The following is a 13,821-nucleotide window of genomic DNA, read 5'->3' on the forward strand; positions in this document are numbered from 1 at the left end:
GGCAACTCAGTCCTCGGCTACGTCAGACATGTCCCAGGGCAGGAAACGGGTATAGCGATTGGCGTTGATGTCGGCCAGAAGCGCGGGCCGCGGGCCACCGCCACTGGCCTGCAACATGGCGGCATTGCGATTGCCCAGCAGGTTCTGGCTGTCTTCCAGCGACATCTGTGTGCAGGCACGCCAGGCGAAATTCTCCACGCGCCCACGCCGACCGAACGCATTTTCGACCATGCGGAATGTCGAGAAGAGAGCAATCGTATGCCGTCCCTTGCCCGGCCCTTCGCGCAGCCTGGCGTCCAGCGCATCCGGCCCCGGATTACGACTCAACGGATCAGTCGAACGCAGCAGCCCGCTCACGCGCTCCGGTTCGAACAGAACCAGCACGCCTTCGCCGCTGTCGGATGCCGCCAGATAGGACAGAATCTCGTCCTCTTCCCGCAGCGCCACGATCGCATCCCCGACATCGTCAAGAATCCGCGTGATTTCCGGCGCCGACGATCCGTCGATGACGACGATCGTACCCCGCACCTCGGGCGCCAGTTGCAGCAGCGAGGCCAGCACCGCCCCCAGCATGGCGACGCGGGCCGAAAAGACATCGCTCACGACCAGCAGGTTCTGCCCCTGTACGCGCCCCAGCACGCACAATGCCTCGCCATGGACGGCGAAAGCCCGCCCCAGAGACACCGGCACGGCGCGGTCCGAAACGCGCCATTCGCGCATTTCGAAGCCGCCCTCCGCCGCCGGACGGGTCGCGAGGGCAGCCAGATCCTGCGCATCGAGCGCCCCCCCCTTGCTGGCAAAGGTCCGCGACAGACTCATCTGGTCCATATGCGGCGGCGTATTGCCGTCAAAAAGCTGGGTGCGCGGGAAACGGGCACGCCGCTCCGCCGGCCATTGCGCGGCAAGCGCCTGCAGATCATCCAGCAGAGCATCACGGTCCTGGGGCGACACCAGAACGGCGCGTCCGAGATGGTTGAAGCCGTTGCGACCGCCATTGGTGTTCACGACCACCTTGCCGGGCATGTCGCATTTGCCGATCAGGTCTTTCCCTTCCCGCTCGAACTCGGTCATCCCCATCACGGTCGACGCCGGCAGGTTCATCGCCATGCGCAGATTGATGTTGTTGATGATCGAATCCGCATCCTGCATGCCGCTGACACGATAATTCTGCGAAACAAGCAGCATATGTACGCCCGCGGCTCGTCCCTGCTTCGAAAGATCCTTCAGGTTCTCCGAAACGGCGGTGCCATCATTATCCTGAAACAGCGCCTGGTATTCATCGATGATCAGCAGAATTCTGGGCAGCGTGCCCCTGGGCGATCCGCTCTCGCGATATTGCTGCAGGTTCTGGCAGCCGGCCGGCCGGAAATACATGCTGTACCGGCGGTCGGCTTCCGCCTTCAGTTCCGCCAGAACCGCCTGCGCGAGTGCCGGATCGGAATTGAACGCCACGACCGCCGCATGCGGCAGCCGCGCATAAGGCTGGAATTCCACCCCCTGCTTCAGGTCCAGCAGATAGAGCTGCAGATCGTCGGGCGCATAATGCGTCGCCAGCCCCATGATCAGGGCGTGCAGCAGGTTGGATTTGCCCGAGCCCGCGCTCGCGGCCAGCATGCCATGCACGATCGAGGCCTCACCCGGCGGCTCGCCGAACATGACCGCCACCCCGTCATCACGCCCGCTCAGCGAGGTCTGGATATGGGTATCGACATTGCCCTGCCACCGCTGGCCCGCCGGGCTGAGAATATCGCCGAACTGCGCGGAAGGCTGCTGCGAACGGGCATTCTGGATCTGCGCCAGGATCCGCATCTGCTGCGCCCCGGCCGGCGGAGAATCCGCATGCGGATTGGCGCCTTTCGTCAGGTCAATCACATAATGATCGCCCAGCGCGCCGAAATCGACGCTGTGCGGCATGGGCGCATCGATATTGTGGTGCAGGATGATATAGCGGCCCGCCGCCGGCCCCGAATGGCTGATCGCCATCAGTCGGTTCAGAACGTCATAATTATACTGCGCCCCCTGCGGGCAATCCGCCGCCACGATAATCTCGTAACGCTCATTCGCACGCTGTTCGGCCGGGATCGACTCGAAATCACCATGAAACGCGACGATCCGCGTGATGATCCGCTGGATATCCGCCTGAATGTCCTTCAGGGCACCGGCATAATCTTCCCCCACCTCGCGCACCAGGGGCAGATAGCTCATCATCGGGAAATTGCCACCCGAACGCAGCGGATCGAGCAACGTAAAGCGTACCAGATGCGGCAGCAGGCAGGACAGGCGCACGACAAGCGCCTGCATCAACTGATGCGCCCGCTCCGCATTGGCGTTATCCGACCGGATCACCCAACACCGGTCCCCCAGGAGCGGCAGAGAGGAAAAAGGCAGCAACGAAGCACCGGCGGCATCATGCCCGCCCCAGCGCAACTGCTGGCCGGCATTATCTCCCAGCGTGAAGGACAGCGTGCCGGCCGGGGCCCACTGCGCCCACTCCGCCGACCGGTCATATGTCCCCCCGCCCGGCCCGAAAGGCTCGTCCGCCTGAAAGGAGGCAACGAGCGGCAGAGGAAGACCGAAGAATTTATCGAGGAATTTCTTCTTCTTGTCACGCTCCGGGTCAAGGACGCTCTCAGGCTTGGCCGCTTCCTCAAGAAAGGCAACGCCATCGGCCAGAACCTGTGCGGCGGCCTTGATGGCAGCACCGTCGGCCGCATGGCTCTCCCGGACCGCCTTCATCACGTCGATCATGGCTTTGCTGATGGCCGCGACCGCCTGCGTTTGCGGCAACGCCTGCAAGGTTGCAATCAGGTCATTGGTCAACACCGCGATTTTGGTCGTCGCGGCAGCGGCTGTCATGACCGCCTGGGCCTTTTGATAATTGGCCGCCGATACCGCCGTGTCGCGCGCCCGGGACGCGGCGAACACGGCCTCCTGCGCGGCAATCAGACGATCTGCCATTTTCTCCGGATCGAAACCGTTCCCCGCCGAAAATTTCCTCAGCGCGGCGGCAATCGCAGCCGTTCCCTCCGGAGACTGGAAACGATTTTCCTTTACGAGCTTGAGCGCACCCATGAAATCGGCATCGGCATGCAGTGCCGCAACCATCGCCTGCGCATGTTCGAGTTGCTGTTCGCTCTGCGTCATCGTCAGCAACAGCGCCTTGCCGTCGGGCGTTTCCGGCAGCTTTTCCACCGCCGCGCGGGCCTGCCGGACCTGGGCGAGCAGTTCGTCGGACTTTGATGTATCAGCCAAGAAAATATCTCCATACACCAAAAGCGATGAGGCCGATCAGGCCGAGTTTCACGATCATGCCGCCACACCCGCTCGCGGGTGCCTTGAAAGCGCCGACAAGAGTTTGGGCACGCACCACTACCAATTGCAGGTCCTGCTGGCTGGATGCGAGTCCCTGGCCGGTTGCGCCATCCATTCCCAGCAGAAAATCTTTCCCCGCGTTGCGCTCTCTTTGCAGGGTGCCGGTCGCGGTATCGACCGCGTTCTGCGGCGCGGCGAGAAATTGAGCAATGAGGGTCTTCGCCTGCTCTTCCGTGGGGCTGATCGGCTTGATAGCGTTCATAAAGTCCTGACGGCTCTTTATCAGCACGTTCAATGCCGTCGTAAGCGCAGTAAAGATCTGCGATGAATCGCGAATAACCGGTTCGCAATCCGGCCAGGATTGCGTATCCTTGCCCTTCATCTCTATCAGCTTGTCGACGAGGTCTCCAATCCGGGACTGAACCTCAGCAAAATCCTCTTTGGCTCCACGCAGAGCCGCCAAATCATGGGACACCCAGTCAAGGTCAAATCTTTGGCCAGCCGCCATATCCGTTCCCATTCCAAATAATCATCTCTACAAGGCACCGGAAATTGGCGTCAGACCAGCAGAGACCGCACGCTGGCCATAGAAGTCGCACATTTTTCTTGAGCGTGCAATTCGCGATCCATTCTCCCATTCAGGGCAACACGCCCCCGCCCGCCGCCGACATATGGGCATCATGCGCCCTCCCCCGGACCTCGACACGCCTCCATTTTCAATATATTTCTACTTTCCGGTCAATAAGATACTCCTTCAAACGCCGTCGCCGCACGGAAACCCGACCCTCCGGGCTTCAAGAGATCATTCCATAATGGGGGCATCCCCTGTCTTGTGTTTTTTCTGATAAAATGGGATCGGTGCCATCATGAATACAATGCAGTTGTCTCCACAAACGCTTTCGATTGCGCGACAATGGCGCAAATGGAAAGCCGGACCGGTCCTGTTTTTTATTTCAGCCCTATTTTTAGCCGCGAACCTTCTGTACCTGGTTGCGCTATCCTATCCGCAGCCATTCAATGAAATAGCCGTCTATCGCATCATTTTCGGCATGGTGCTCACCGGGTTCAGCGGGGCGGCTCTCTGGTACGGCTGGCGTTTTTTCAGTCGTTTCTTTGACGGGGACAGCCAGTCGAAACGTGGCGTCTTCGGCGGATTATTCCGCTTCCTGGCGCTGGGCGTGCTGCTCAGTATCGTCTGTTTCGGCATTCAGGCTCTTCTGGTCAGCCAGATGACACGCTCCATGGCGACCAGGGCCGTCGGCAACCCGTCAATGCGCGGAACGGTCTCCGCCTATATAACGCCAGGCTTGGAAGACCCCCAGAACCCCCATGTCTCCCCGCCATCGGATATTGCGGTCCGCTCGCTGGCGAACCTGCTCTCGGTTACGAATTTTCCGTTGCCGTTCAACGCATCTCCCGATGAGCCCTGGACTGCATTGCTGTCAGGCCCGCGCTCCGACATCAATATCGGGCCGTTCATTGCGTTCTGTACGGCGCAGGCAGCGCAAAGGCATGACCGCCACGGATCATGCCTGACCAATGGCTACAACAACGTGCTGGGCGGGATGATTGTCAGTTTCTTTTTTATACAGGTTGCATGGGTCTGTGCCCTCGCCTGCCTTTTCAGCCTCGTGCGCGCCTGCTTCCTCTGGTTCCGCCCGGTCACCCGCCTGCCCGGCATCACGTCGGCTTTGATCGTCTTTGCTATTGGTCTGGCTTTTTACGAAATCCCTGCCCACTCCAACTCTGGCAGCACGATTGACGGCATTCTCGCATCCAGCGTTTCGGGTGATCATGCTCCGTTTGTCTCACTATTCGTTACGACAATCGGCAGGGCCGAAATTCACGTCATCTCATGGCTGGCACCCCTGGCATCACTGCTGCCGGGACTGACGTAGGCACCCCGCCGGCAAAGCCGCAGGGCGTTACGCACCCCAATAAAAAACGCTCTGTGCAAGTCATAAGACTCACACAGAGCGCAATCGGGACATGACCTTGCGTGCCGCGCCCCAGAGCGGCACGGCCATTCTCAACCGTTCAGCTTGTCCAGTTCGCGCACCACGGCCTCGCCCATCACGGACGTACCGACCTGGGCCATGCCCGGGCTCATGATGTCGGCGGTCCGCAGCCCGCTGGCCAGCACGTTGGCCACCGCCTGCTCGATCAGCGCGGCTTCCGCTTCCATCGCGAAGGAATAGCGCAGCAGCATCGCGAACGAGAGGATCTGCGCCAGCGGATTGGCGATCCCCTTGCCGGCGATATCCGGCGCACTGCCATGGATCGGCTCATACAGCGCCGGACGTCGCCCTTCGCCGTCCACCGCACCCAGCGTGGCCGAAGGCAGCATGCCCAGGCTGCCGGTCAGCATCGATGCCAGGTCAGAGAGCAGGTCGCCGAACAGGTTGCCGGTCACGATCACGTCGAACTGGCGCGGATTGCGCACAAGCTGCATGGCGCAATTATCGGCCAGCATGTGGGTCAGTTCCACATCGGCATACTCGCGGGCATGCAGCGCGGTCACGACCTCCTTCCACAGCAGGCCGCTTTCCATCACGTTGCATTTCTCGACCGAGCAGACGCGCTTGCCGCGCTGGCGTGCCAGGTCGAAGGCCACCCGCGCCACACGCTCGATCTCGGACGTGGTGTAGATTTCGGTATTGATGCCGCGCTTCGTGCCGTCCGGCAGCGTCTCGATGCCGCGCGGCGTGCCGAAATAGATGCCGCCCACCGATTCGCGGACGATCATGATATCCAGCCCGGCGACAACTTCGGGCTTCAGCGTGCTGGCCTCGGCCAGGGCATCGAACACCTTGGCGGGGCGCAGGTTGGCGAACAGCCCCAGTTCCTGCCGCAATTTCAGGATCGCGACCTCCGGCCGGAGGTCGAAGCCGACCGACGCCCATTTCGGATCGCCGACCGAGCCGAACAGTACCGCATCCGCCGCGCGGGCTGCCACGATCACCTCATCACGGATCGGCACGCCATGCACAGCCAGCGACGCACCACCGACCAGATCCTCGGAAATATCGAAGGCAATCCCACGCGCCCGGCCCATCCACGCCACGACGCGCGCGACCTCGGTCATCACCTCGGGGCCGATCCCGTCGCCGGGCAGGACAAGGAGCTTTTTGGTAACGGTCATTTCTCGTTTTCCTGTCGTGACAAATAGGCGGCGCGTGCAGCGGTCAGTCTATGACGATCCGCGTCTGCCATGGCTGGGCCTGCCCGCGCGCGGCCTCGAACGTGCTGATCGCCCCTTCGTGCTGCAAGGTCTGGCCGATATCGTCCAGCCCCTCCAGCAGCAGATGCTTACGCAGCGGGTCGATCTCGAACGCGATCTCCTCGCCATCGGGGCGCACGACCACCTGACGCTCCAGGTCGACCGTCAGCCGGCCATTCGCCCCCAGCCGCGCATCGTCCATCAGCGCATCGCAGATTTCGCGCGGCAGACGGATCGGCAGGATCCCGTTCTTGAAGCAGTTATTGAAGAAGATATCGGCGAAGGACGGCGCGATCACGCAGCGGATACCGAAATCCAGCAGCGCCCAGGGCGCATGCTCGCGCGACGAGCCACAGCCCAGATTGTCATGGGTAATCAGAATGCCGGCCTTGCGGTACGGCTCCCGATTCAGCACGAAATCCGGCTTTTCCGACCCGTCGGGATTGTAGCGCATGCCGTCGAAGGCATGCACGCCCAGGCCCGAGCGCTTGGTGGTCTTGAGAAACCGCGCCGGAATGATCTTGTCGGTGTCGATATTCGCTTCGGGCAGCGGTGCCGCAATCGCGGTCAGGACAGTGAATTTATCCATGGCTCAGATCAGCTCCCGCACGTCCGTCAGATGTCCCGTCACCGCAGCCGCCGCCGCCATCGCGGGCGAGAGCAGATGGGTGCGCCCACCCGGCCCCTGGCGACCCTCGAAATTGCGGTTAGAGGTCGAGGCACAGCGCTGCCCCGGCGTCAGCCGGTCGGGATTCATGCCCAGGCACATCGAGCACCCGGCCTCGCGCCACTCGAAACCGGCATCGAGAAAAACCCGGTCCAGCCCCTCATGCTCGGCCTGCGCCTTCACGATGCCCGACCCCGGCACCACCATGGCGCGCACGCCCGGTGCCACATGCCGTCCGGCCACGATCCCAGCCGCCGAGCGCAGGTCCTCGATCCGGCTGTTGGTGCAGGAACCGATGAACACGACATCGACCGGTACCCCGGCGATCTTCTGTCCCGCTTCCAGCCCCATATAGTCGAGCATGCGCTGCATCTGCGCGCGCTTCGCTTCGTCGCTCTCAGCCGACGGGTCGGGCACCGTGCCCGACACCGGGATCACCGTCTCGGGACTGGTGCCCCAGGTCAGGACCGGCGGAATATCCTCGGCCCGCAATTCCACGATCTTGTCGTAATGGGCACCTGCGTCGGCGGCCAGCGTCTTCCAGTAAGCTACCGCCTGCTCGAACGCCTCGCCCTGCGGAGCGAAGGGGCGGCCGCGCACGTAGTCGAACGTCGTCTCGTCCGGTGCCACCAGCCCGGCGCGCGCACCAGCCTCGATCGACATGTTGCAGATCGTCATCCGGCCGGCCATGTCCAGCCCGCGAATGGTCGAGCCAGCGAATTCGATCACATAGCCAGTGCCACCGGCGGTGCCGATGGTGCCGATGATCGCCAGCATCACGTCCTTGGCGGTCACGCCCGCGCCCAGCGTCCCCTCGACCACTACTTTCATGTTCATGGCGGGCTTCTGCAACAGCGTCTGCGTCGCCATCACATGCTCGACTTCGGACGTGCCGATGCCGAATGCCAGCGCGCCCATGGCGCCGTGGGTCGAGGTGTGGCTGTCACCGCACACGATGGTCATGCCGGGCAGCGAAATCCCCTGTTCCGGCCCCACGACATGCACGATGCCCTGGCGTTCGGACAGAAGCGGGAAATACGGCACGCCGAATTCGCGCACATTGCGCTCCAGCGTCTCGATCTGGTTGCGGCTTTCCGGTTCCTCGATCGGCAGGGTGCGGTCGGAGGTCGGCACGTTATGGTCCACCACCGCGATGGTGGCATCGGGCCGGCGCAGGCGGCGGCCGCTGATGCGCAGCCCCTCGAACGCCTGCGGGCTCGTCACCTCATGCACAAGGTGCCGGTCGATATAGAGAATGGCCGTGCCGTCCTCGAGCCGTTCCACGACATGACTGTCCCAGATCTTGTCGAACAGCGTACGTGCGGCCATCGGTCTTCCCCCTTCGGAACGGCATGGCAGGGTACGGCCCCGCCGCCCGCGAAACCACGCGGACGGCGAAGGAACGAAACCCGTAGAATCAGAACGATGCGCCGACCCGCGGCCGTGGCCGTGGGCGGCGCATCGGTATCAGATGGTGATCAGGCCGTAGCCGTCACCGTCTCGCGGGCGCGCTCGGCGATACGCGCCGACTTGCCGCGACGGCCGCGCAGATAATACAGCTTCGCACGACGCACGGCGCCGCGACGCACGACCTTGATCTCGGCGATCGTGGGCGCATACAGCGGGAACACACGCTCCACGCCTTCGCCGTTCGAAATCTTGCGCACGGTGAAGTTGCTGTTCAGGCCCTTGTTCGAACGGGCGATCACCACGCCCTCATAGGCCTGGACGCGCTTGCGCTCGCCTTCGACGACGCGGACCGACACGCGGACCGTGTCGCCGGGACCGAATTCGGGGACCGCACGCTCGGCGGAGAGGCGGGCAATCTCACCGGCCTCGTACTGCTGGATAATGTTCATGGTCGGGTTCCTCGTTTCAAACAGTCTAATCAGTGCAGCCGGTCGGGATCAGCCGCAGGGCTGACCGGATCGGACGTGTCTTGGCCGGTGCGGCGGCGATACGCGGCCCAGAGATCGGGCCGGCGGACCTGGGTCGCCGTCTCGGATTCAGTCTGCCGCCAGCGTGCGATGGCGGCGTGATGACCGGACAGCAGGATGTCGGGCACATCGCGCCCTTCCCAGCTCGCCGGCTTGGTGTAATGCGGATATTCCAGCAACCCGTCGGAGAAACTCTCCTCCGCACCGCTGGCGTCCGAGCCCATGACGCCGGGGATCAGCCGGACGCAGGAATCCAGCAGCACCAGGGCCGCCATTTCCCCGCCGGAGAGCACATAATCGCCGATCGAGACCTGCTCGACGGCACATGCCTCCAGCACGCGCTCATCCACCCCCTCGTAGCGCCCGCACAGCACCACCACGCCGGGGCCGCTGCTCAGGCGACGAACGTCCTCCTGACGCAGTTGCCGCCCGCGCGGCGTCGGATAGATCACCGGCCGCCCACCGGCCGCCACGTCGCGGATCGCGGCAGACACCACATCCGGACGCATGACCATGCCGGCCCCGCCTCCGAAAGGCGTGTCGTCCACCGTACGGTGCCGCCCCAGGCCATATTCCCGCAGGTCGCGCAGATCGAGCGACCACAGCCCGTCCTCCAGCGCCCGTCCGGCCAGCGACTGGCCGAGCGGACCGGGAAACATGCCGGGAAACAGCGTCAGGACGGTCGCCTGCCAGGTCATGACGCCTCTCCGACGGCAGGGGAAACCTCCCCGGCCTCCGGCGACAGATCGCCCTGAACCTCGACCTCGTCCGGCAGAACCACTTCGATCCGGCCGGCGGCGATGTCGATCACCGGGAAACAGGCCTGGGTAAAGGGCAGGATCAGGGACGCATGCCCCTGCCCGCCGATCTCCAGGCTGACCCCGGCACCGTAATCATGGACGACCAGCACCGTCCCCAGGGCGTTGCCGCCCTGTTCGTGGACGGCCAGGCCGATCAGGTCGGCGAAGTAGAACTCGTCCTGATCCGGCTCCGGCAGGCTGGCCCGCGCGATATACAGACGGCGGTTGACCAGCGCCTGCGCAGCCTCCCGCGAAGCCACGGCCTGACCCGCCGCGTCGCGCAGTTCGGCAATGCCGTCCCCACGCCAGCGCAGGGTCCAGACCTGCCCCCGGTCGTCGGTCAGCGTTCCATAGGCCGTCAGGTCTTCCGGCACGGTGGCGTAGCTGTGCACGCGCACCAGCCCCCGCACGCCATGCGGCCGCCCCACCACACCCATCAGGATACGATCGCGATCCACCGGTTCAGTCCGCCCGTGTCTCTATCCGTCCGTTGGCTCAGGCCGTGGCGGCAGCGGCGGCAGCGGCAGCGGCAGCACGCTCCTGCGCACGCTTCTTCGGCGCGGACTGCTTCGGCTGCTCGGTGTAGACCGGCTTCGCGATCAGGCCGGCATTGCCCAGGAAGCGCGCAACGCGGTCGGTCGGCAGGGCACCCTGCGACAGCCAGTACGTGATGCGCTCGCTGGTCAGGCGGATGCGGTCGGCATGGTCGGACGGCAGCATCGGGTTGTAGGCGCCCACCTTCTCGACGAAACGGCCGTCGCGCGGCGAACGGCTGTCGGCCACCACGATGTGGTAGTAGGGGCGCTTCTTCGCGCCGGCGCGGGCGAGGCGGATCTTCAGGCTCATTGAGGCAATTCTCCGAAATGAAAACGTGCGGAATGCGGTAGAGGGACGAAACGGTCTGCGCGATCGCGTCAGCCGAACGGACGGCCGCCGGGCGGTTTCGGCCCCTTGGGCATGAGAGCGGACATCCCCTGGCGCATGAGACCTTTCATGCCCAGCTTGTTGATCCGCTTCATCATCGTGGACATGTCATCGAACTGCTTCAGCAGCCGGTTGACGTCCTGAACAGTGCTGCCCGACCCGGCGGCGATGCGCTTCTTGCGCGACGCCTTGATGATGGCGGGCGTCTTGCGCTCCGCCCGGGTCATGGACGAAATGATGGCCTGATGGCGCTTCAGGACCGAAGTATCCAGGTCCTTGTCGCCCAGCGCCTGCTTGACCTTGCCCATGCCGGGCAGCATGTCGAGAATCCCCGACAGCGAGCCCATCTTCGCGATCTGGCGAATCTGCGCGGCATAGTCGTCCAGGTCGAACTTGCCCTGCATCATCTTGAGGGCGAGTTTCTCGCTCTCTTCATGGTCCAGGGTGTCGGCGGCCTTCTCCACCAGGCCGGCGATGTCGCCCAGCCCGAGGATACGGCCGGCCACGCGCTCGGGATGGAACTCCTCCAGCGCGTCCAGCTTCTCGCCCGACCCGGTCAGCTTGATCGGCGCGCCGGTCACGGCGCGCATCGACAGCGCGGCACCGCCGCGGGCGTCGCCGTCCATCCGGGTCATGACCACGCCGGTCACGCCCACGGCCTCGTTGAAGGCGCGGGCGGTGTTCACGGCATCCTGGCCGGTCATCGCATCGACGACCAGCAGGGTTTCGGCCGGCGACGTCTCGGCGCGGATCTCCCGCACCTCGTTCATCAGCGCCTCGTCGATCGACAGGCGGCCGGCGGTATCGAGAATGACGACGTCGAAACCTTCGCGCCGTCCGGTATCCATCGCCCGCCGCGCGATCTCGACCGGCGTCTGGCCGGGCACGATCGGCAGCGAGGGCACGCCGGCGCGTTCGGCAAGCTGCTGCAACTGCAACTGGGCGGCGGGGCGCTGGGTATCCAGGCTGGCCAGCAGCACCTTCTTGCGCTCGCGGGTCGCCAGTCGCAGGGCGATCTTGCCCGAGGTCGTGGTCTTGCCCGAACCCTGGAGACCGACCATCAGGATCGGCACCGGCGGCACCGCATTCAGGTTCAGCGGAACCGCGCCCGCACCGCCCAGCGCGTCGATCAGCGCGTCATTGACGATCTTGGCGACGGCCTGGCCGGGCGAGATGCTGTCCAGCACCTCATGCCCCACCGCACGCTCGCGCACCTTGTTGACGAAATCCTTGACGACCGACAAGGCCACGTCGGCGTCCAGCATCGCCAGGCGCACTTCGCGCATCGCCTCGGCGACATCGGCCTCGGACAGCGCACCGCGCTTGGCGAGGCCGTCGAATACACCGGAAAGCTTACCTGACAGCGCCTCGAACAAAGGACGTTCACCCCAAAAGATATCGCGCCACTGCGCGAACACTCGCGAGGCGGCGGTCCTGATTTCGGGGGAGGCTTACCCCTCTCCCCTCCCGATGTCAACGATTCCGGTCCGGGGCCGCCGTCAGCCGGCCACCCCGGGGGAATCGCCGCGACAGAGGTCCTTATTCCGCGTCGTCATCCTTGGGCGCGCCCTTGCCCGGCGGCGGCGGGGGCGGCGCGGTCAGTTCGTCCAGCTGATCGCGCAGCGAACGGATCTTGTCCTCGCGTACCTTCGCATCGGCGAGCTGCGCCGGGGTCAGGACGTCGTGGATCTTGACCGCCACATCCAGTCGGCTGTCGATATCGGCCTGGTGCAGGGTCTCGATCTGCTGGGTCAGCGACGTCAGCTTCGCCCGATCGACCGGGCCCGGCGCCAGCAGCAGGTCGCGGATCTGTTGATGCAGCGCTCCTTCCTGCTTCCAGTCGTCGCGCTTGCCCTTGCGCGCAGCCTGCAGGATCGCATGGATCTGCTTGTGCTGTGCCGGGGTCAGCTTCAGCCCGGCCAGCACCTCCATGCCGCCGCGCGCGCCCCAGCCACCGTGCATGCCAGGACCAGCCGGCGGCGGCATGTCATGCGCCTGGGCCACGGTCGCCGACAGGCCCGCCATGACCGTCACCGCCAGGATCGTCTTCTTGAACATATGTTGAGCCTCTATTTCCGTAACCGGCACGGGGCCTCCCCCGGTCCAACCAGGAAATCTAACCATGCAAAGCCGGTTCGAAATCAGGCCTTTGTGCTACGAAATGTAAGCATGCCGGCCACCACCGGCCGGCATGCCTGCGGGGCATCCATCAGCGGACGGAAGCGCCCCCGCGCGGCCTCTCCGTCGGCAGCATCTCGCCCGTGGCGGCGTAATAGACCCGCTCGGCGATGTTGGTGGCATGATCGCCGATCCGCTCCAGGTTCTTGGCGATGAACAGCAGATGGGTGCAGGACCGGATGGTGCGCGGGTCTTCCATCATGTAGGTCACCAGTTCGCGGAACATGGCGGTATAAAGCTCGTCCACCGCCGCGTCCGACTGCCAGACCTCGACCGCGCGCGCGCTGTCGCGCTGGTCCAGCGCATCGATCGCCCGGCGCAGGTTTTCCTGCACCAGCCGCCCCATGCTGCGCAGGGCTCCGGCTGGAACATCGGTCGGCACGGCCTCGACCTTGAGCGCGCGCTTGGCGACGCTGGCGGCGCAATCGCCGATGCGCTCCAGATCACCCGAGATCTTCATCGCCGCCACGATCTCGCGCAGGTCGCCCGCCATCGGCGCCCGCAATGCCAGCACGCGAATCGCCAGCGTCTCGATATCGCGCTCCAGCTGGTCCACCTGCGGATCGAGCGCCTGCGCCATACGCCCGGCCTCGGTATCGCCGTCCACGACGGCCGCAACCGCCTGTTCGGTCTGCCGGGTGACCAGCCGCCCCATGGCAACCATCATCCCGCGCAACTGCGAAAGCTGCTGCTCGTAGCTGCTGACGGTGTGCGCCTGTTCCTTCACCATGCTGCCTTTCCCCCTGCCCGCCGAACTCAGCCGAACCGGCCGGTGATGTAATC

13 protein-coding genes are annotated in these 13,821 nt (G+C 64.4%); 1 reads left to right on the forward strand and 12 read right to left on the reverse strand.

What is annotated here, in order from left to right; translation table 11 throughout:
- Window positions 1-6 precede the first annotated feature (6 nt).
- Together C7453_RS17555 and C7453_RS17560 are read right to left on the reverse strand one after the other, a co-directional pair.
- Window positions 7-3,252: an FtsK/SpoIIIE domain-containing protein gene (locus tag C7453_RS17555; RefSeq protein ID WP_114729403.1), complete on the reverse strand. Its 3,246-nt coding sequence runs from the start codon at window positions 3,250-3,252 to the stop codon at window positions 7-9.
- Entirely contained in the window at window positions 3,245-3,820 is a 576-nt protein-coding gene (locus C7453_RS17560) for a hypothetical protein (protein ID WP_147280879.1), read from the reverse strand. Before C7453_RS17560 ends, C7453_RS17555 begins: the two co-directional genes overlap by 8 nt.
- A gap of 358 nt (window positions 3,821-4,178) precedes the next feature.
- Here C7453_RS17560 and C7453_RS17565 point away from each other — a divergent pair, with 358 nt between their 5' ends.
- Window positions 4,179-5,210, forward strand: coding sequence for a hypothetical protein (locus tag C7453_RS17565; protein ID WP_141289074.1), 1,032 nt, complete (start codon window positions 4,179-4,181; stop codon window positions 5,208-5,210).
- A 131-nt stretch (window positions 5,211-5,341) separates the two neighbouring features.
- Here the strand turns inward: C7453_RS17565 and leuB are convergent, their stop codons facing one another.
- From leuB to phoU, 10 genes are all read right to left on the reverse strand, one after another.
- Window positions 5,342-6,454: a 3-isopropylmalate dehydrogenase gene (gene leuB / locus C7453_RS17570; RefSeq protein WP_114729409.1), complete on the reverse strand. Its 1,113-nt coding sequence runs from the start codon at window positions 6,452-6,454 to the stop codon at window positions 5,342-5,344.
- Window positions 6,455-6,497: 43 nt separating this feature from the next.
- Window positions 6,498-7,121 carry a 3-isopropylmalate dehydratase small subunit gene (gene leuD, locus C7453_RS17575; RefSeq protein ID WP_114729411.1) on the reverse strand — a complete coding sequence of 208 codons (624 nt, stop codon included), beginning with the start codon at window positions 7,119-7,121 and terminating at the stop codon, window positions 6,498-6,500.
- A 3-nt stretch (window positions 7,122-7,124) separates the two neighbouring features.
- Window positions 7,125-8,528, reverse strand: coding sequence for a 3-isopropylmalate dehydratase large subunit (leuC, locus tag C7453_RS17580; RefSeq protein WP_114729413.1), 1,404 nt, complete (start codon window positions 8,526-8,528; stop codon window positions 7,125-7,127).
- Window positions 8,529-8,677: 149 nt separating this feature from the next.
- Window positions 8,678-9,058 carry a 50S ribosomal protein L19 gene (gene rplS / locus C7453_RS17585; protein WP_114729415.1) on the reverse strand — a complete coding sequence of 127 codons (381 nt, stop codon included), beginning with the start codon at window positions 9,056-9,058 and terminating at the stop codon, window positions 8,678-8,680.
- A 29-nt stretch (window positions 9,059-9,087) separates the two neighbouring features.
- Window positions 9,088-9,834 (reverse strand): tRNA (guanosine(37)-N1)-methyltransferase TrmD, encoded by a 747-nt coding sequence (gene trmD / locus C7453_RS17590; protein WP_114729417.1) that lies wholly within the window; start codon window positions 9,832-9,834, stop codon window positions 9,088-9,090.
- Window positions 9,831-10,394, reverse strand: coding sequence for a ribosome maturation factor RimM (gene rimM, locus C7453_RS17595; RefSeq protein ID WP_114729419.1), 564 nt, complete (start codon window positions 10,392-10,394; stop codon window positions 9,831-9,833). The genes trmD and rimM overlap by 4 nt, the downstream gene beginning before the upstream one ends.
- 37 nt (window positions 10,395-10,431) lie before the next feature.
- The gene (rpsP, locus tag C7453_RS17600; protein ID WP_114729421.1) at window positions 10,432-10,782 is read right to left on the reverse strand and encodes a 30S ribosomal protein S16; all 351 of its coding nucleotides are present in this window, start codon (window positions 10,780-10,782) and stop codon (window positions 10,432-10,434) included.
- 68 nt (window positions 10,783-10,850) lie between these two features.
- Window positions 10,851-12,236, reverse strand: coding sequence for a signal recognition particle protein (gene ffh / locus C7453_RS17605; RefSeq protein ID WP_114729443.1), 1,386 nt, complete (start codon window positions 12,234-12,236; stop codon window positions 10,851-10,853).
- A gap of 163 nt (window positions 12,237-12,399) precedes the next feature.
- Entirely contained in the window at window positions 12,400-12,918 is a 519-nt protein-coding gene (locus C7453_RS17610; protein ID WP_114729423.1) for a Spy/CpxP family protein refolding chaperone, read from the reverse strand.
- Between the two features lie 151 nt (window positions 12,919-13,069).
- Window positions 13,070-13,768 (reverse strand): phosphate signaling complex protein PhoU, encoded by a 699-nt coding sequence (gene phoU / locus C7453_RS17615; protein WP_114729425.1) that lies wholly within the window; start codon window positions 13,766-13,768, stop codon window positions 13,070-13,072.
- Between the last annotated feature and the right edge of the window lie 53 nt (window positions 13,769-13,821).

This window comes from Gluconacetobacter liquefaciens, assembly GCF_003350405.1.
Classification (GTDB): Bacteria; Pseudomonadota; Alphaproteobacteria; order Acetobacterales; family Acetobacteraceae; genus Gluconacetobacter; species Gluconacetobacter liquefaciens.

Bases quoted from the DNA above. Each gene is read 5' to 3' on its own strand.
- C7453_RS17560 (WP_147280879.1), bottom strand. From the start codon at position 3,820: ATGGCGGCTGGCCAAAGATTTGACCTTGACTGGGTGTCCCATGATTTG.
- C7453_RS17565 (WP_141289074.1), top strand. From the start codon at position 4,179: ATGAATACAATGCAGTTGTCTCCACAAACGCTTTCGATTGCGCGACAA.
- leuB (WP_114729409.1), bottom strand. From the start codon at position 6,454: ATGACCGTTACCAAAAAGCTCCTTGTCCTGCCCGGCGACGGGATCGGC.
- leuD (WP_114729411.1), bottom strand. From the start codon at position 7,121: ATGGATAAATTCACTGTCCTGACCGCGATTGCGGCACCGCTGCCCGAA.
- leuC (WP_114729413.1), bottom strand. From the start codon at position 8,528: ATGGCCGCACGTACGCTGTTCGACAAGATCTGGGACAGTCATGTCGTG.
- rplS (WP_114729415.1), bottom strand. From the start codon at position 9,058: ATGAACATTATCCAGCAGTACGAGGCCGGTGAGATTGCCCGCCTCTCC.
- trmD (WP_114729417.1), bottom strand. From the start codon at position 9,834: ATGACCTGGCAGGCGACCGTCCTGACGCTGTTTCCCGGCATGTTTCCC.
- rpsP (WP_114729421.1), bottom strand. From the start codon at position 10,782: ATGAGCCTGAAGATCCGCCTCGCCCGCGCCGGCGCGAAGAAGCGCCCC.
- C7453_RS17610 (WP_114729423.1), bottom strand. From the start codon at position 12,918: ATGTTCAAGAAGACGATCCTGGCGGTGACGGTCATGGCGGGCCTGTCG.
- phoU (WP_114729425.1), bottom strand. From the start codon at position 13,768: ATGGTGAAGGAACAGGCGCACACCGTCAGCAGCTACGAGCAGCAGCTT.